Consider the following 19,520-nt stretch of genomic DNA (forward strand, 5'->3'; position numbering starts at 1 on the left):
AGAACAAGCTTTTGACGATCAATGTACTGGAGCAAATCCAAGATATCCTTTAATAAGTGAAATAAAACAAATGTATATAAATGCTTTTGAAGGTAAAAAAGAAGAATAAAATAGTATATTAATATCTATAAGTCAAATAAGTATTTAGGCAATTTTATAAAAAAGTCATGCATAAAGAAGGATATTTCCTAATTTATGTATGACTTTTTATTTATATAAAGAATTTATATAATTTATAAATAACTTTCTTTAGAAAAAGAAAAATGGAATTTATATTTTCTTAATAATTAGTTTATTAAAATTAGAGATATTGACTATATAATTAAAATATGGAAAGCTTTCCTATGCAATATTAAAAAAAGGAGATGTTAATAAGTGAAAATGAGTAAGAAAACAGCTATGATTACAAGCTTTACAGTTGGGATTATGCTTTTTGCTACAACTGCATTTGCTGAAGTAACATCAAAAAGCGGTTATGAACAGTTTAAAGATTCTGTTAAATATTCAGCAGAAAGTTTTACTAATAAGCTTTCAAATTATACCATAGATATGTCTTTTGTATTAAAAGATAACGGAAAGATAATTGCTTCACAAAATTCAGTAAATAAATATGATCTAAAGAAAAATGCTTGTGAGAATACTACAATTACTACAGAAGGAAAAAGAAAGACAGAGACAATTTATTACAGGGATAAAAACGGATATGTAAATTATAACAGTAATGATGATATTTACTATATAGTAGAACAGGATAATAGTAAAGAAGGCTTTTGGATTAAAAATCCTTTTAAAGAAAAGGAGGCAGAGGATTTAGAAAAAATAGCAGATGCTCTTATAGGAAATCTTAAAGATTCTGTTATAGTCTCCGAAAATAATGATAATAGTAAAGAAATATCAGTTTCTTTAAGTGAAGCACAAATTCCAAGTTTAATAAATGCAGTGGTTTCTTATCAAATTAAAAGCCATTTTTTATGGCAAAGAAACAGCAATACAGATGATAATTTATTACCTAAGATAACTAAGGATGTATTTATAAAAGAAGCTAAAGGTAAAACTATTGTAGATAAAAATGGCTTAATTCAAAATGCTTTAGGTACTGGAGTATTATATGGCAAAGATGATAAAGGCAGTGAACACAATTTAACATTTGAATTTTTGTTTAAAGTATCTAATATTAATTCAACAGTTGTTAATAAACCTGATACTTCTGGTAAGAAAGTTGAAAAAAGTAAAGCATTTTCAGATCCAAGTACTAGTTTAAAACCTGAACTTTATATTGGTACTTATAAAAATAATATAATAATAGAAAAAGATGGGAAATACCAAAAAATAGGTGAACGAATTGTTGAAGTTGAAAAAATAGATAAAAATACTGCATTAGGAAGATATCATGAAGAATATTTAAAAGGCTATGAAGAATATTTATCAAATGCGAAAGATTTTAAGTTTGAAGCTAAATTTCAGGAATATCCATATAATGGTGAGTTTAATAAAATAGGAGGTTCAGCAGATAATAATACATCTGGATACTTTGGATTAGATCCTTATTCAGCTTCTATACAATTTACTTTTAAACAAACTGATACAAGAATATATAATAGTCAGTTCCAAAGAGTTTTTGATTAGTTTTAAATTAACAATTAAATATTGGGCAGATTTAAGTTTAAGTCTGCCCGTAATAAAATTATTTATTGGGGGTAGCTATGGAAAAAGTTATTGAGATAAAAAATTTAACAAAGCAATATAAAAATGGCAGAGGTATTATAGATATAAATCTAGACATATATAAAGGAGATATTTTTGGATTTTTAGGACCTAATGGAGCGGGTAAAACCACAGCTATGAAAGTTATGACTGGACTTATAAAACCTGACAGTGGTGAAGTTAAAATCAATGGCTACAGTATTTTGGGAAATTTTGAAAAAGCTATGCAGTATGTAGGTTGTATTATCGAAACAGCAGAATCATATCCTTTTTTAACCGCTTATGAAAATTTAAAACAATTTTCAAGATATTATAAAAATATAGATGATAAAAGAATCAATGAAGTTTTAGAGCTTACTTCATTAATCAAATATAAAAATGAAAAGCCAAGAAAATTCTCTCTTGGAATGAAACAGCGTTTAGGGATTGCGGCGGCAATTTTATCAAAACCTGAAGTGGTTATATTAGACGAGCCTTTTAATGGCCTTGATGTTGAAGGAATGATTGATATGAGGAATATAATAAAAAATCTTGCAAAAGAAGAAAAAACAACTTTTTTTATATCTAGTCATCTTATTCATGATGTGGAGCTTACTTGTAATAGGATTGGAGTTTTATACAATGGGAGAATGCTTAATGTAGATACTACTAAAAATATTTTAAATAATTATGCTTCACTTGAAAATTATTTTGTTAGCGAGGTAGAAAGAAATGGCAGGATTTAATACAGCTTTAATCAATGAAATAGAAAAACTTTATAAAAAGAACAAGCTTTTAGTAGCAGTAATAATATCAATTATTTTTATTATAATAGGTCAGGCTGGTATATTAGGACTTAGAAGTGGATTTGGTCTTCGTGGTGCTTCAAACATGAATTTTCCTATACTTGTACTTTCTGCTATTGTTAATACTATTTTACCTTTATTTACAGCACTTATAACAATAGACAGTTTTTCAGGTGAATTTTCACAAAATACTATGAAAATTGCACTTACAAGGCCTATAACAAGGTTTAAATTCTTTACTGCAAAATTAACTTCAATAATAATTTATATATTATTTAATTTATATTTTATAATGATTGTTTCAATGCTTACAGGATTTATATTTAATTCAAACTCATTTACATTAAGAGGATTTATTAATATTATAATTTCTTATACTGTAAGTTTAATACCTATGATAATATTAGCTTTAGTTATTATAATTTTAACAAATCTAATAAAAAACGGTACAGGGGTTTTCTTTACATCAATATTTATTTTTATAATTTTTAAAATTATTGAAATAGTTTTTTCAAAATATTCAGGTATACTTTTCACTTCAATGTTAGATTGGTATAAATTATGGATAATAAACCCTATGCCAATATTTAAAATTATTAGAAAATTTATGCTTATGCTAAGTTATGGTATAATATTTTTTACATTAGGTTATTATCTTTTTGATAAAAAAGACTTTTAAGGTGATTACATGAATATAAAAAAAAGGCTCCTTATTTCTAATACTGTTACAATTATAACTCCATTTATTATAACTTTTATTGTTACTTTTTTTATTTTTTTTATATCTTCAACATTTTTTAATAGAGATATAAGTTATAATAATATTAAAAAATTTGCTAAAATAAACTCGGAACTTTTTAGCATTAAAAATAGCATACCAAAACAAAATGATGAAATTACAAAAGATGATTTTGAAAAATATTTATCTTCTAGCCTTTCAAAATTTAACGGGAAATATATAATAATTGATGAACACTCTGATATGGTCTTTCCAGAGGAGTTTACTAAAATTGATGTTGAAAAAATTAAAGAAATACTAAAAGGTAATTCTTTTGAAAAAAGCATTAATATAAATAATTTAACTTATATTATTGAAGATGTAGATGTAGTGCTAAAAAATGGAGTTAAATCAAAAGTGATTTTATTAGCCCCATTTGAAAAAAGTAATAGGTTTAATAAGTTTTTAATAGTTATTGTTTTAGTTTTTATTATATCTTTTATAGGTGTAAATATAATTATGTCATATGAAATTTCAATGAAAATAATAAAACCTATTAATTCACTTAAAAGGGCTGCTTCTGAAATTAGCAGTGGAAATTTAAATTGTGAAATTATTGAAGAAGGGGACAAAGAGATAAAAGAGCTTTGTCATGATTTTGAAATTATGAGAATACAGCTTAAAGATTCTATAGATACTAAAATGAAATATGATGATAATCGTAAAATGATTATATCTAGTATTTCTCATGATTTAAAAACACCTATAACTTCTATAAAAGGTTATGTAGAAGGTATTTTAGATGGAGTTGCAAATACTAAAGAAAAGATAGAAAATTATTTAAAAACAATATATTTTAAAGCTGAACATATAGATTTAATGATTGATGATCTGCTTTTATATTCAAAGCTTGATTTAAATCAGCTTCCTTTTAATTTTGAAAAAACAAATATAGTGGAATACTTTAATTTTTGTATTGAAGAAATGCTGCCTGAAATTTTAAAATTAAATATAAAAATAAGGTTTGAAAATAATTTAAAAAGTTCTCAATTCGTTATGATTGATAGAGAAAGAATGAGAAGAGTTATAGTAAATATTATAGATAATTCTTGCAAATACATGGACAAAAAACAAGGAGAAATTATTATAAAGTTTAGAGAAACTAGTACAAGTGTAATTGTTGAAATAAGAGATAATGGTAAAGGAATTAAAGAAACTGAAATTAATAAAATATTTGATAGATTTTATAGGGCAGATTTTGCAAGAAGTGGTGCAAAAGGAAGTGGGCTTGGCCTTGCTATTGCTAAGCAAATTGTAGAAGGACATGATGGAAAAATTTGGGCTGTAAGTCATGGAAATGAAGGAATAAGCATTATAATATCATTAATAAAATTAACTGAGGGTAGAGGAAACTATGAAGAATATATTAATAATTGAAGATGATTTAAGCATTGCAGAACTTGAAAGGGATTATTTAGAACTTTCTGGATTTGAAGTTAAAATATGCCAAGATGGAGTATCAGGGTTAAATGAAATAAAAGAAAATAAATATGATTTAGTAATATTAGATATTATGCTGCCTAAAATAGATGGACTTGATATTTTAAAAATAATAAATGAACATAAAGATATACCAGTTTTATTAGTTTCTGCAAAGAAAGAAGAAATTGATAAAATAAAGGGATTAAGTCTAGGAGCAGACGATTACATAACAAAACCTTTTAGTCCTGGAGAATTAGTTGCAAGAGTTAAATCTCATATTCAAAATTATGAAAGGCTTAAAAATAAATTTAATTCCAAATTAGAAAATGATATCCTTATAATAAGAGGACTAGAAATCAGGAAAAAATCTAGGCAGGTATTTGTAAATGGCAAAGAAGTGGTTTTAGCCCAAAAAGAATATGATTTACTTTTATATTTAGCAGAAAATCCCAATAGAGTGTTTACAAGAGAAGAACTTTTTGAAAGAATTTGGGGACTAGATGCTATGGGGGATAATGCTACAATTACAGTACATATAAGAAGAATAAGAGAAAAAATTGAATTAAATCCATCAGAGCCACAATATATTGAAACAGTTTGGGGTGTTGGATATAGGTTTAGAGTATAAATGGCTATAAAAAGAGTTATATAGGTAGCAGTGAAAAATTGCTACCTATTATTAATGTTAAAATATTACAATTGCTTGTCCGATTATATTTTAGATGATATACTTATTTAGGTATAAAAAAATCTAAAGATGGAGAGATGCAAATATGAAACGTATTTTAATTAGCAGTATTATGGCAATAGTATTAATTTTTACCAATGCTGGATATACTAAAGCTGCAGAAAATGATATGCCTAAAATTGAAGGTAAAGCAGGTATAACTATTGATATGGATACTGGAGAGATAATATACGCAAATGGCATAGATGATAAATATTATCCTGCTAGTACTACAAAGCTTTTGACTGCTTTACTTTTTGCTGAAAATAAAAATAAAAATGATGAAATAAAGTATACAGAAAGTGCAAAAGAACAACCAGCATATTCCATAGATAAAACACTTATTAAAATGCAGGTTGGTGAAAGTATGAAAGCACAAGATGTTATGGATGCTCTTTTAATATTTTCAGCTAATGATTCAGCTTATATGATAGCAGATAGTGTAAGTGGAGATAGCAGTAAATTCGAAGAGCTAATGAATGAGAGAATAAAAAAACTTGGACTTAAAAATACTCATTTTGTTACTCCTAATGGACTTCATGATAAAAATCACTATACTACACCATATGATCTAAGTGTTATTGCAAGAGAAGCATTTAAAAATCAATGGGTAAGAGAAACTTTAGCTAAAAGTAAAAGCAGATTAACTACTTCTACTGGAGCAATGGCAGATATAGAAAATAGAAATAAACTTCTTGGCATTGATGGATGTTTAGGCGGTAAAACTGGTTACACTGATCCTGCAGGAAGAGTACTTGTGGCATTTTTCGAAAGAAATGGTAGAAAAATGGTTGGAGTAGTTATGAAATCTGCTTATGATTATAATGATTCTGTTGTTTTTGAAGATATGAAAAAAATTATAGATTGGAGTTATAACCAAAAACCTGTTGTTGTTCATAAAAAAGGTGATACTTTAAAAACAGAAACTTTGAAATATAAACTTTTTAGATTTTTTGGACCGGAAAAAACAATACAAGCTCCTATTGTAGTTAATGATGATGTAAAATATTATGAAAATAGTGTAAATAAAGCGGAAGCTAAAGAAGAATATAATATAGAAAAGCTTAATGTATGGAATCTAAATTCTAAAAATTCTGTAGGTACTTTTACTTTAAAAGAAAGAGAAGCAGTTAAAAATTACAAATTGTATACTACTGTATCTACAAAAGATGTATTTAAAGAAAATATTATATTTTATGTAGGGACATTATTAGTCATTTTAATGTTAATAATTATTATAGCAATGATAACACTAAAAATAAAAAGAAACAGGTCAAGAAGAAGAGGACCTATATATTTTAACTAAAAATATAATGTAAAAGGATCTCTGCTACGAAGCTAACTATTTAGTTAGCTTCGTAGCAGTTTCTTTTTTTATAATACAGTTTTTTTATTGCTATTTATTTAAAAATGTATACAATCTGTTAAGCCGTAAAAAAATACTCATATATTATTTTAATTTTGTTAATAAAGCTTACATTAAATTGCCACAAAAATAAAATATCATTTATTTAGAAAGAAAAATAAATTATATTTTATGGAGGGATATATTATGGGAATAAAGAAAAAAATAACTTCTTATATAGCTGTAGGACTTATTTTTTCAGTTATAGGAGGCAGTGCAGCTGCTGTAGGAACGTTATATTTACTTCCTAATTTTTCAATATTTAAAAATACACCATTATATAAAAGTATAGAAACAAGTGTTCAAAACGAAAGCGAATTAAGCAAAACTGTAAATAGTAATTCATCAAATACTACATCAGCTGTAACAACTGTTTCAACTAAAAATTTAGCATCAGGGGTTTCTGAAATTGTAAAAAAAGTATCACCTGCAGTAGTAGGTGTAGCTACTAAAAGTATAACTACAGAAAATATATATGGGCTCCAAATTCAAGGAAAAGAAGTAGAAGGTATGGGATCAGGAGTTATTTTTAATGAAGAAGGATATATACTTACAAATTACCATGTTATAGATGGAGCACAAGAAGTTAAAGTTATTTTAAGTACAGGTAAAGAAGTAAATGCTAAAGTTGTAAATTATGATGAAAATATGGATGTTGCAGTAATTAAAATAACAGATGATATTAAAGTACCTGCTGTAGCAGAATTTGGAGATTCAAGCAGTTTACAAGTAGGTGAATTAGCAATAGCAATAGGTAATCCTCTTGGGAAAGAGCTATTAGGCTCAGTAACTACTGGAGTTATAAGTGCACTTAATAGAGAAATTGAAATAGACAATAAAAAACTTACTTTAATTCAAACTGATGCAGCTATTAATCCTGGAAACAGCGGAGGACCTCTTGTAAATTCTGAAGGTAAAGTTATAGGAATAAATACTGCAAAACTTGGTGGGAATGGAGTTGAAGGTTTAGGATTTGCCATACCAATAAATTCCATAACTCCTAAAATAGAAAGTTTGACAAAACAATTAATTAAAATTGGAATATCAGCTATTGATGTTGATGAAAATATATCAAAGAATTATGATTTACCTATAGGAGTTTATATACAAGATGTAGAAGAATTTTCTTCTGCTGAAAAAGCAGGCTTAAAGGCAGGAGATGTTATAGTAAAATTTGATGGTAAAAAAGTTACTTCAATTAATGATATAAATGAAATTAAAAATAATCATAAAGAAGGGGATGTTGTAAAAATAGAAATAGTAAGAAACAAAGAAAATAAAACTTTGGAACTTAAATTTTAATAAAAAGTTAAATTATATTCAGGCTATTGATATATATTTTATCAATAGCCTGAATTTTTTAATGGTTTGAAAATTTTAATTTTATTTTTTACTTTTCATTTGAATCAACATATTCTTTAGCATTTATAACTTCTGTTTCATTAGGAATGCCTACATTTGATAAAGGCTTTTGTTTTTCTATATTTGCCCAAGAGGCAGTGTCTTGTTTCCCAAGATTATTTGATGAAAAAATTTTTTTATAATTATTTTTTTTCATTTTTATCATTCCTCCTCGTATTTATATAATTTAGGCATTTGCAGAATTCTAATACATTGAATTTAACGATTTTCAAATAAAATATATATGTTTTTCTCCACTTTTTAATAAAAATTGTATTAATTTATATGAGAAACTTAGCATAAAGCCTTTCAATATTGTACTAATATTCTGCAATCGCCTATTTATATAATTAGTATCTTTAAATTGTGTAAAACTATTACATTGAATAATAAGATGAATTTTATAAATAATATATTTTATAGCTTATGTTTTTTTATAAATTTTAATCTGATTTTATGGAGGTAAATTAAATGGATGCATTAAAAAATTTTCCAACTAAAATACCAGCTCAAAAGCAAGATAAACAGCCAGGGATAGAAAAAAATATGAATCCAAGACCAATATTTGAAGACCCTAATTATAAAGCTTCTAATAAATTACAAAATAAGACAGCTATAATAACAGGAGGAGACAGTGGTATTGGAAGAGCAGTGTCAGTAGCTTATGCTTTAGAAGGAGCAGATGTAGCTATAATTTATTTAAACGAACACGAGGATGCAGAAGAGACTAAAAAAATAATTGAAAGTAAAGGAAGAAAATGTATAACAATAGCAGGAGATATTGGAGAAGAAAGTTTTTGCTTTGAAGCTGTTAAAGAAGTTATAAACACTTTTAATAAAATAGATATACTTGTAAATAATGCTGGAGAACAACATACTCAAAACAGCATAGAAGATATAACAAAAGAACAACTTGAAAGAACATTTAAAACAAATATTTTTTCTATGTTCTATATGACAAAAGCTTGTTTGCCACATATGAAAGAAGGAAGTATAATAATAAATACTTCTTCAGTAACTGCTTATAAAGGACATAAAACTTTAATAGACTATTCAGCAACAAAGGGAGCTATAACTACATTTACACGTTCTTTAGCATTATCTCTTTCAAGTAGAAATATAAGAGTAAATGCAGTAGCGCCAGGTCCTATTTGGACTCCTCTTATACCAGCGTCTTTTAGTAAGCAGGAAGTTTCTGAATTTGGAAGTAATTCTACTTTTAAAAGACCAGGTCAGCCTGTAGAATTAGCACCAGCTTATGTATTTTTAGCATCTGATAGTTCTACTTATATAAGCGGAGAGACTATTCATGTAAATGGTGGAGAAATAATTAATGCCTAAAATAATATATAAAGATATGATAGGAGGGATTTTTTATGGTTTCAAAGTCAGAAAAGAAGCGAAGAAATGATAATAAAACAACAAATGATAAAAGAGCTAATCCTATAACTTTAGAAGTAAAACCAGATTCAAGTAAACCAGTTAAAGGATTACCTAAGGTATAAAAATAATATAAAGAATATATAGAAAATAAAAATATAAATATTTTAAGTGAATATAAAACCATGCATAAAAAATATACTTTTTATGCATGGTTTTTAGTATTAAATTAGATAATATTTATTTAGTTTTTAAATTGGTTTTTAAACTTATTTTTAGTATTAAATTTTATAATTATCTCATAAAAATAAATATTGGTCACTATATATAAACGATAATTTTTAAATTTGTATTTTTTTAAATACTTTTTAATAATAATTAAATTTTTAATTACTTTTTAAAAGTACTGAATCTATAAATTCATTAACTTTTTGAGTGTATTCATCTTCATCTGTAAAATAAGTTTCTCCATGTTCAGAATTTGGTACTATATAAATTTTTTTATTATTTTCTTTTACATTATACATATCTTCTGCCATAGATTTTGGGACTACACTATCGTTTGAACCATGTATAAACATAATAGGAGTTTTTATTTCTTTTAAAATATTTATAGGTGAAACTTCGTTTAAATAAAAGCCATTTTTAATTCTATTTATCTCATCTAGATAAAATATAAAAGGCTTAATTAAAAATTTATATTTTAGATTATACTTATTTTTAAATTTTAATGTAAAATATTCATTTAAATCAGAAAAAGCACTATCTACTACATAAAAACTTACAATTTTTTTATCTTCATTTTTTTTAGCTTGAAGTAGGGCAGCGACTCCACCTATGTCCTCACCATGAACTCCAATAATTCCACCGTTATTTTTTTTATATATAAAATCTATAATTTTATCTAAATCATCACTTTCAAAAAAACCATAGGTTGTATTATTTCCTTTACTATATCCGTGATTTCTTCCATCATATACAAATACATTAAATCCTTTATCTAAATACATATCAGCATATTTCATAGCAGTCCATCGACTTCCTGAAAGTCCATGTAAAATTATAACGGTATTTTTAGTTTCTTTCCCATTTTTAATAAATGTACCATATAACCTATAATTATTTCTAGAAGCAATAGATATACTTTCTTTTTCAAGGCTATTATATCTTACTTCATTAAAAGTATTTTTATACTTTTCCATTTGGTCAAGTTCTTCTCTTGTATTTATTTCAAAAGTCTGCTTATATAAAATGTTACCTATATATAATCCTAAAGAATTAATTAATATAAAAACTATAATAAATATATCAAATATTTTTCTAGGTAATTTTTTTTTCTTTTTTCTTTGTTCATTTTTTAAAGATGTAAATTGTAACTCTATATTCATATAACCACCCTTGTTATAATCAATCAATTTACATTTTAACATTAAAATGATGCTAAATGAATAGTTTTTATATTTTTTATACAAATTTATTTTGGGATTGTTGGAAGAAAAGTACAATAAATTAATAAATTTAAATATAGTTGTATCATTATTAATATTTGTATATTAATATAATTATATAATAATTTATATTATTAAATATATCCCAATTATTAAAAGCTTAGTATAGTATATATTTAGTATAGATAGTATATATAGTAAAATAATAATCCTCTCTACTTAGATAAAATAATAGAAAATATTCTATGTTTAGATTATTATTTTATTATACTGTATTTAATTTTTATGTTTGATGTCTACAAAAATCAGATGAATTAAGAATTTTTAATATTTTAAAAACAATATATAAACAAACTTGTTTATATTATATATACATTTTATAATTAATTTAGATTAAAAATTTATTGTTTTTTTATTTTAAAAAACTATGTAACACTTTATATATAAGCATTAAATTTAAAAAATAGTGTAAAACTTTACACTAACTAAAAAATAAGGGGGGGAAAAATATGCAAAAAATCATTAAAAAAGATAATTTAAAAATAAAAAATTTTAAAGAATATATATTGAGCTTTAGTATTATTTTATCTATAGTACCTTTAAATATATTTTATGTTATATTAAATAATTTTAACAAAGAAGCTAATAGTTTAGTTACTAAATTTGATATGGCTATACCTTTTATAAAAATTTTTATAATTCCTTATATAGCTTGGTATGCATTTATATTTTTTACTATGGCTTATATATGCTATAAAGATAAAGAAACATTTGTTAAAACAGTAATAAGTTATAATTTAGGTCTTATTGCCGCTTATATAACTTTTCTATTTTTTCAAACTACTGTACCTAGACCAGAAATTACAGGAACTGATATTTTAACTAAACTTGTAATGATGATATATAAAAATGATAATCCTTACAATTGTTTTCCCAGTATTCATGTATTAACGAGTTTTCTTATGATAAAATCAATTTGTGCAAGTAATTGTAAAAATAAAATAAACGTTTCTATAATTTCAATTATTTCTATATTGATTATATTATCCACATTATTTGTTAAACAGCATGTAATATTGGATATATTTGGTGGAATTTTGTATGCGGACATAATTTTTAGATTTGTAAATGCTTATTATTATAAAATATTAAATTTAATAAAAAAATTACTTAATTTAAAATCTAATGAAATTTTAGAAATAAATGATTAACAAATGGAGGAAATTTATGAACCCAATTGCTTTTTATATTTTTGGAATACCTATAAGATGGTATGGAGTTCTTATATCAATTGGAATGATAATTGGTATTTTAATAGCTTCTAAAAGCTGCAAAATAAAAAATATAAATTACGATAATATGATTGATATTGTACTTATTGCATTTCCTTTTGCAGTAATTGGTGCTAGATTATATTATGTTATTTTTAATCTTTACTATTATGCAAAATATCCTTTAGAAATTATAAATATTAGGCAGGGCGGATTAGCTATCCATGGGGGTATAATTTTTGCGTTATTTTCTGCTTATTTATATACCAAGAAGAAAAATCTTAATTTTTTAAGTTATGCTGATGCAGCAGCACCTTCTATAATTTTGGCTCAAGCAATAGGAAGATGGGGAAATTTTTTTAACCAAGAAGCTTATGGAAGAGAAGTATCTTTAGAATTTATAAGACATTTCCCAACTTTTATACAAAAGGGAATGTATATTGAAGGACATTATTATCATCCTACTTTTTTGTATGAATCTTTATGGAATATATTTATATTTATTATACTTATAATATTATTAAGAAAAACCAAAAAAGATGGGTTAATATTTTTTAGCTATATAGGGTTATATTCTTTAGGCAGATTTTTTATTGAAGGATTAAGGACAGATAGTTTAATGCTTGGTTCTATAAGAGTAGCTCAATTAATAAGTTTATTAGGTATATTGGTTTGGCTTGTATATATCTTTTTTACATGTAACAAAAGAAAAAATATGTTGTAATTATAAAAATAAAATTGTATTATAGTTATTGTATAATTTAAAGATTTAGCATCTTAAAATAGAGTGTTCTGTTTTAAGATGCTTTAATTTAATAAATAAATTTTAGGAAGTGATATAATGGAAGTATATTTTGATAATAGTGCGACTACTAAGCCTTATGAAGAAGTTATTGAAGTAGTTGGGGACACTATGAGAAATTTTTATGCAAATCCATCTTCTGCTTACAATTTAGGTATAAAAGCTGAAAAAAAGCTTAATGAAAGTAGAGAAATTATAGCTAAAACTTTAAATTGCAGCAAAGATGAAATTATATTTACTTCTGGAGGGAGTGAAAGTAATAACTTTCTTATTAGAGGTTTTGCAGGTGAAAATTCACATATAATTACTACTAAAATAGAACATCCGAGCGTAATTAATTTGTGTAAGGATTTAGAAAAATCAAAAATAAAAGTTACATATTTAAATGTAGATCAAAATGGTAAAATAAATTTAAAAGAACTTGAAGATGCTATAAATAAGGATACTTCAGTTGTAAGTATAATGCATGTAAATAATGAAATAGGAACAGTACAAGAAATTGAAAAAATAGGAAACATTATAAAAGAAAAAAGCAGCAAAATAAAATTTCATGTAGATGCTGTACAAAGCTATGGCAAATATAAAATAGATGTACAAAAGTGCAAAATTGATTTAATGTCTTCAAGTGGACATAAAATTCATGGCCCTAGAGGTATAGGTTTTGCATATATAAGAAAAGGACTTATGCCTAAACCTCTTATATTTGGAGGAGGGCAGGAAAGAAATTTTCGTTCAGGTACAGAAAATGTAGCTGCAGCAGCTGGTTTTGCAAAAGCCTCTGAAATTATGTATAAATATAGAAAAGAAAATTTTAATAAAGTTCAGGAATTAAAAAAGTATTTTATAGAAAAGCTTTCTCATTTCGAAAAAATTAAAATAAATAGTCCATTAACAGAAGATTTTTCGCCTTATATATTAAGTGTTTCTTTTATAGGAGTTAGAGCTGAAGTACTTCTTCATCTTTTAGAAGAAGCTAATATTTATGTTTCTACAGGTTCAGCTTGCTCCTCTAAAGATACTAAAGATAGTCATGTTTTAAAGGCAATTAATCTTAATGAAAAAGAAATAAAAGGAACTATACGTTTTAGTTTTTGTGAATATAACACAAAAGATGAAGTTGATTATACTATAGATGTGCTTGATAAGTCACTAAAGTTTTTAAGGAGAGTTAGAGTATGAGAAAATTAATTTTAGTAAAGTATGCACCAGAGATATTTCTTAAAGGATTAAACAGAAATAAATTTGAAAAAAAGTTAAAAGAGAATATTAAAAAAGTTCTTGAAGATACAGATTACGAATTTGTAATAGACCAGGGGAGATGGTTTATTTATTCAGAAGACATAGAAGAAATTATAGATAAAGTTATTAAGGTTTTTGGTATTTCTGAAATTTGCATAGTTACAGAAGTTGAGGCTTCTATGGAAGAAATAAAAAAGCAAGCTGTAGAGGAAATTAAAGAAAGTAATCCATTAAATTTTAAAGTAGAAACTAATAGAGCAAATAAAAAATTTCCAGGGACATCTATGGATATAAGCAGAGAAGTAGGAGCATATATTTTAAAAAATGTTCCAAATGTTTCAGTTAAAATAAATAAACCAGAATGTATAATAAATGTAGAAATAAGAGAAAAGGCTTATGTTTATTCTAAAAGAATAAAAGCAGTTGGAGGGCTTCCATATGGAATGAATGGAAGTACAATGCTTATGCTTTCAGGAGGGATAGATTCTCCAGTAGCAGGTTATATGATGGCAAGAAGAGGTGTGGAGGTAAGCTGCGTTTATTTCCACAGTCATCCATATACTAGTGAAAGAGCAAAAGAAAAAGTTAAGCAGTTAGCAGCAATACTTAGTAATTTTACAGGAAGTACTACACTTTATGTAGTTCCCTTTACAGATATACAGATGTCCATTATAGAAAATTGCAGAGAAGATGAATTAACTATAATAATGAGAAGATTTATGATGAGAATAGCTTGCATTCTAGCTGAAAAATTAAAAATTCAGTCAGTAACTACAGGAGAAAGCATAGGTCAGGTAGCAAGTCAAACTATGGAAGGACTTATAGTAAGCACAGATGTGGCAGATAGGCCGGTTTTTAGACCTCTTATTGCTATGGATAAACAGGATATAATGGACATATCCAGGAAAATAGGAACTTATGAAACATCAATACTTCCTTACGAAGATTGCTGTACTATATTTGTACCAAAGCATCCAAAAACAAAACCTGTTTTAGATAAAATAGTTAAAGAAGAAACAAAACTTGAAGTTGAAAGATTAGTAGAAGAAGCTGTAAACAATGTTGAAATATATAATTTATAAAATTGTTTTAAAGTAGTTTTATTAAAATTAACATATATTTTTAGATATCTAACATAAAAACTAAATGTAATCTAGTAAAATAATAATATAAATAATATATTTTATATTACAAAAATAATATTATTATTTTACTAGATGAATTAATTAAACTTTAAAGCTTTGGTATTTGTAATTTTATAAATAAAAATAATTTATAGAAGTTTTTCTTAAATTTATGTATGACTTTTTTTATTTATATACTCTATTTATTGTTAGTTATATAGATGATTGCAAAATGGTAGTGCAGTATTTAAAGGCTTAAGTTGAATTCCTTATATAAATTGATACAGTTTTAATCAAAAAGTTGATGAAAAAACATCTATATTAGTATTTGGAACCCTTTAAATTCAATGAATTAAAATTTTGCAAAGGTCTAATTGTTAGTTATAAATAAGGAGGTAAAGAGTGAAAAAGAAATTTAAAAAAAATATAAATTTTCTCATTATTGTTATATTAGCTGGAGTATTTGCTTATGGAGGATATAAATATTTTAATGATTTAAAAGCAAAAAGTACAATTGAAGATAAAATATCAATATTTAATCAAGATCAAGAACAGAAAAAAATAGAAGAACAAAAAAAGATTGAAGAGCAAAGAAAACTTGATGAACAAAAAAGGATTGAAGAACAGAAATGGCAGGAACAAATAAAAAAAGTTGAAAATGATATAAAAGAATATTTAGGTACAAAAGCTTCAAAAGTAGGACTTGCTTATTATGATATTAAAAGTGGTAAAAGTTTTTCTATAAATGGAGATAAATATTATAATGCAGCCAGTACAGTAAAGGTTCAAATGAACATGGTTTTATTTGATATGATAAAAGAAGGTAAATTAAATATCAATCAAACAGTAAAGTATAATGCAAGTACTGATTATGAAGGCGGAACGGGCATTTTGCAGCAAAAGGATAAAACAAAACCTATTGCTATTCAAACTTTAAGCGATTATAGCATAATATATTCTGATAATATTGCTACAAGAATGATTATTAAAACTATAGGCAGATCAGAGATGAAGAGACGTTTTGGCTTAAAAGTTGGACATACTGTACCTACTCAAAATACAGTAACTCCTAATGAAGAATTAACTTTTTTAAAACAATTATATGAAAATAAGGACAATAATGAATATTATACAAGGCTTATAGAAATTATGAAAAAAACTGTATTCCATGATAGATTAGATAAGTATGTACCACAAGATATTGTTGCTCATAAAATAGGAAATTATGGAGCTTTTGTTAATGATGTTGGAATAGTATATGCTAAAAATCCATATATTATTGCAGTTTATACAGAAGGATTAGAAAATGCTGAAGAAACTATTGCACAAATTAATAAAATGCTATATGAAGTGCATAATAATTAAGGAAATAATATAAAATTTATAATATAAAAGATATTATTTACACATAATAAAATAGTTGAAATCTATGATTAAAGAGGTGTAAATAATGTCTGTAACTAATATTGATGAATTAATGAATAAAATTAAAGAAGTAAGAGAAGCTCAAAAAAAATTTTCCCAATATTCTCAGGAAGAAGTAAATGAAATTTTTAGGCAGGCAGCTATGGCGGCTAATAATGCAAGAATATATTTAGCAAAGATGGCAGCTGAAGAGACTGGTATGGGTATAGTCGAAGATAAGGTTATAAAAAATCATTTTGCATCCGAATATATATATAATCAATATAAAGATGAAAAGACTTGTGGAGTTATAGAAAAAGATGAATCATTTGGTATAGTAAAAGTAGCAGAACCTATAGGAGTTGTTGCAGCAGTTATACCAACTACAAATCCTACTTCAACAGCTATTTTTAAAGCTCTAATTGCTTTAAAAACAAGAAATGGAATAATATTTTCACCACATCCAAGAGCAAAAAAATCTACAATAGAAGCTGCTAAAATAGTTTTAGAAGCTGCTGTAAAAGCAGGTGCACCTAAAAATATAATAGGCTGGATAGATGAGCCTACTTTAGATATGACTCATACACTTATGAGCGAAAGTGATATTATACTAGCTACAGGAGGCCCAGGACTTGTTAAGGCTGCTTATTCTTCTGGGAGACCAGCTATTGGAGTAGGATCTGGGAATACTCCAGCAATTATAGATGAAACAGCACACATAAAGATGGCTGTAAGTTCTATACTTCTTTCAAAAACTTTTGATAATGGTGTTATATGTGCATCAGAACAAACAGTTATAGTAATGGATGAGGTTTATGATGAAGTTAAAGAAGAATTTATTGAAAGAGGAGCTTATATACTTAAAGAAAGCGAGATAGATAAAGTCAGAAATGTAATTTTAAAAGAAAATTTCCAATTAAATTCAGCTATAGTTGGGCAGCCGGCATATAAAATTGCAAATATGGCAGGAATTGAAATTTCAGAAAATTACAAAGTATTAATAGGTGAAGTTGAAAATGTAGATTTAAAAGAAGCTTTTGCTCATGAAAAGCTTTCACCTATATTAGCTATGTATAGAGCTAAAAATTTTGAAGAAGCTCTTGATATTGCAGTAAAAATTATAGAACTTGGAGGATTTGGGCATACATCAGTTTTATATACAGATCAAGTTAAATGCAAAGACAGAATTGCTAAATTTGGTTCTGTAATGAAAACTGGTAGAACTATAATAAATATGCCTTCATCACAAGGTGCTATAGGAGATATATATAACTTTAAGTTAGCTCCATCTCTAACTCTTGGCTGCGGAAGCTGGGGAGGTAACTCTGTATCAGAAAACGTAGGAGTTAAACACTTATTAAATATTAAGAGTGTAGCTGAGAGGAGAGAAAATATGCTTTGGTTTAGAGTTCCTGAAAAAGTTTATTTTAAATATGGATGCCTTCCTGTAGCATTAAAAGAATTAAAAGATATGGGTAAGAAAAAGGCATTTATAGTAACAGATAAAGTTCTTTATGAATTAGGATTTGTAGATATAGTTACAAAAGTTCTTGAAGAAAATGGTATAGACTTTAAGATATTCTCTGATGTTGCACCAGATCCAACATTAGGAACTGCAAGAAAAGGTGCTGAAGAAATGAAGAGCTTTAAGCCAGATACAATAATAGCATTAGGCGGAGGCTCACCAATGGATGCAGCAAAAATAATGTGGGTATTATATGAACATCCAGAAGTAAGATTTGAAGATTTAGCAATGAGATTTATGGACATAAGAAAGAGAGTATATACATTCCCTAAAATGGGAGAAAAAGCTACAATGGTTGCTATTCCAACTTCAGCAGGAACAGGATCAGAAGTAACACCATTTGCAGTTATAACAGATGAAACAACAGGAGTAAAGTATCCATTAGCAGATTATGAATTAACACCAGATATGGCAATAGTAGATGCAGAACTTATGATGAAGATGCCAAAAGGATTAACAGCAGCATCAGGAATAGATGCTTTAACACATGCTATAGAAGCATATGTATCAGTGCTTGCGTCAGAGTATACAAATGGCCTTGCATTAGAAGCTATAAGATTAATATTTAAATATCTTCCACAAGCTTATAATGAAGGAACTACAAATGTAAAAGCAAGAGAAAAAATGGCACACGCATCAACAATGGCAGGAATGGCTTTTGCAAATGCTTTTCTAGGAGTATGTCATTCAATGGCGCATAAACTTGGAGCAATGCATCATATACCACATGGTGTTGCAAATGCTTTATTAATAGATGAAGTTATAAGATTTAATGCAGTAGATAATCCAAGAAAACAAGCTGCATTTCCACAATATAAATATCCAAATGCAAAGTGGAGATATGCTCAAATAGCAGATTATTTAAGACTTGGTGGAAATACTGAAGATGAAAAAATAGAAAGATTAATTGCAGCAATAGATGAATTAAAAGATAAAGTGAATATACCTAAAACAATTAAGGACGCTGGAGTTTCAGAAAGAAAATTCTATGCTACTTTAGATGAGATGTCAGAACAAGCTTTTGACGATCAATGTACTGGAGCAAATCCAAGATATCCTTTAATAAGTGAAATAAAACAAATGTATATAAATGCTTTTGAAGGTA

Annotated in this window: 17 protein-coding genes; 15 read left to right on the plus strand and 2 right to left on the minus strand. The window is 26.2% G+C overall.

Features of this window, described 5'->3' with window-relative positions:
• Positions 1-381: 381 nt before the first annotated feature.
• From B5D11_RS12045 to B5D11_RS12075, 7 genes are all read left to right on the plus strand, one after another.
• Complete coding sequence (locus B5D11_RS12045; RefSeq protein WP_143327708.1) at positions 382-1,626, plus strand: hypothetical protein; 1,245 nt, start codon at positions 382-384, stop codon at positions 1,624-1,626.
• 77 nt (positions 1,627-1,703) lie between these two features.
• On the plus strand, positions 1,704-2,429 hold the full coding sequence (locus B5D11_RS12050; RefSeq protein ID WP_078683262.1) for an ABC transporter ATP-binding protein: 726 nt from the start codon (positions 1,704-1,706) through the stop codon (positions 2,427-2,429).
• Complete coding sequence (locus B5D11_RS12055; RefSeq protein WP_078683263.1) at positions 2,416-3,168, plus strand: ABC transporter permease; 753 nt, start codon at positions 2,416-2,418, stop codon at positions 3,166-3,168. The genes B5D11_RS12050 and B5D11_RS12055 overlap by 14 nt, the downstream gene beginning before the upstream one ends.
• Positions 3,169-3,177: 9 nt before the next feature.
• Positions 3,178-4,644: a sensor histidine kinase gene (locus tag B5D11_RS12060; RefSeq protein WP_078683264.1), complete on the plus strand. Its 1,467-nt coding sequence runs from the start codon at positions 3,178-3,180 to the stop codon at positions 4,642-4,644.
• Positions 4,622-5,317 carry a response regulator transcription factor gene (locus B5D11_RS12065; protein WP_078683265.1) on the plus strand — a complete coding sequence of 232 codons (696 nt, stop codon included), beginning with the start codon at positions 4,622-4,624 and terminating at the stop codon, positions 5,315-5,317. The genes B5D11_RS12060 and B5D11_RS12065 overlap by 23 nt, the downstream gene beginning before the upstream one ends.
• A gap of 145 nt (positions 5,318-5,462) precedes the next feature.
• On the plus strand, positions 5,463-6,722 hold the full coding sequence (locus tag B5D11_RS12070) for a D-alanyl-D-alanine carboxypeptidase family protein (protein ID WP_078683266.1): 1,260 nt from the start codon (positions 5,463-5,465) through the stop codon (positions 6,720-6,722).
• A gap of 246 nt (positions 6,723-6,968) precedes the next feature.
• Positions 6,969-8,123 (plus strand): S1C family serine protease, encoded by a 1,155-nt coding sequence (locus tag B5D11_RS12075; protein WP_242942293.1) that lies wholly within the window; start codon positions 6,969-6,971, stop codon positions 8,121-8,123.
• An 88-nt stretch (positions 8,124-8,211) separates the two neighbouring features.
• Here B5D11_RS12075 and B5D11_RS12080 read toward each other — a convergent pair whose 3' ends face one another.
• A complete protein-coding gene (locus B5D11_RS12080) occupies positions 8,212-8,379 on the minus strand; it encodes a CDIF630_02480 family spore surface protein (RefSeq protein WP_078683268.1) in 168 nt (55 codons plus the stop codon).
• Positions 8,380-8,693: 314 nt separating this feature from the next.
• On the opposite strand from B5D11_RS12080, the gene B5D11_RS12085 reads away from it, so the two are divergent.
• Entirely contained in the window at positions 8,694-9,563 is an 870-nt protein-coding gene (locus B5D11_RS12085) for an SDR family oxidoreductase (RefSeq protein WP_078683269.1), read from the plus strand.
• 35 nt (positions 9,564-9,598) lie between these two features.
• Positions 9,599-9,727: a hypothetical protein gene (locus B5D11_RS13010; protein ID WP_265936974.1), complete on the plus strand. Its 129-nt coding sequence runs from the start codon at positions 9,599-9,601 to the stop codon at positions 9,725-9,727.
• A 261-nt stretch (positions 9,728-9,988) separates the two neighbouring features.
• Here the strand turns inward: B5D11_RS13010 and B5D11_RS12090 are convergent, their stop codons facing one another.
• Entirely contained in the window at positions 9,989-10,990 is a 1,002-nt protein-coding gene (locus B5D11_RS12090; protein WP_164850213.1) for an alpha/beta hydrolase, read from the minus strand.
• Positions 10,991-11,559: 569 nt separating this feature from the next.
• On the opposite strand from B5D11_RS12090, the gene B5D11_RS12095 reads away from it, so the two are divergent.
• The 6 genes from B5D11_RS12095 to adhE all read left to right on the plus strand — a co-directional run.
• A complete protein-coding gene (locus B5D11_RS12095; protein ID WP_078683271.1) occupies positions 11,560-12,261 on the plus strand; it encodes a phosphatase PAP2 family protein in 702 nt (233 codons plus the stop codon).
• Between the two features lie 16 nt (positions 12,262-12,277).
• Positions 12,278-13,045 carry a prolipoprotein diacylglyceryl transferase gene (lgt, locus tag B5D11_RS12100; RefSeq protein ID WP_078683272.1) on the plus strand — a complete coding sequence of 256 codons (768 nt, stop codon included), beginning with the start codon at positions 12,278-12,280 and terminating at the stop codon, positions 13,043-13,045.
• Between the two features lie 117 nt (positions 13,046-13,162).
• Positions 13,163-14,302: a cysteine desulfurase family protein gene (locus B5D11_RS12105; protein WP_078683273.1), complete on the plus strand. Its 1,140-nt coding sequence runs from the start codon at positions 13,163-13,165 to the stop codon at positions 14,300-14,302.
• Positions 14,299-15,444, plus strand: coding sequence for a tRNA uracil 4-sulfurtransferase ThiI (gene thiI / locus B5D11_RS12110; RefSeq protein WP_078683274.1), 1,146 nt, complete (start codon positions 14,299-14,301; stop codon positions 15,442-15,444). Before B5D11_RS12105 ends, thiI begins: the two co-directional genes overlap by 4 nt.
• A gap of 444 nt (positions 15,445-15,888) precedes the next feature.
• Complete coding sequence (locus tag B5D11_RS12115; protein WP_078683275.1) at positions 15,889-16,851, plus strand: serine hydrolase; 963 nt, start codon at positions 15,889-15,891, stop codon at positions 16,849-16,851.
• 85 nt (positions 16,852-16,936) lie between these two features.
• The coding region (gene adhE, locus B5D11_RS12120) for a bifunctional acetaldehyde-CoA/alcohol dehydrogenase (protein ID WP_078683276.1) at positions 16,937-19,520 on the plus strand (2,584 nt) is incomplete at its 3' end.

The sequence above is a fragment of the Clostridium sp. USBA 49 genome (assembly GCF_900167505.1).
GTDB classification, from domain to species: Bacteria; Bacillota; Clostridia; order Clostridiales; family Clostridiaceae; genus Clostridium_AT; species Clostridium_AT prolinivorans.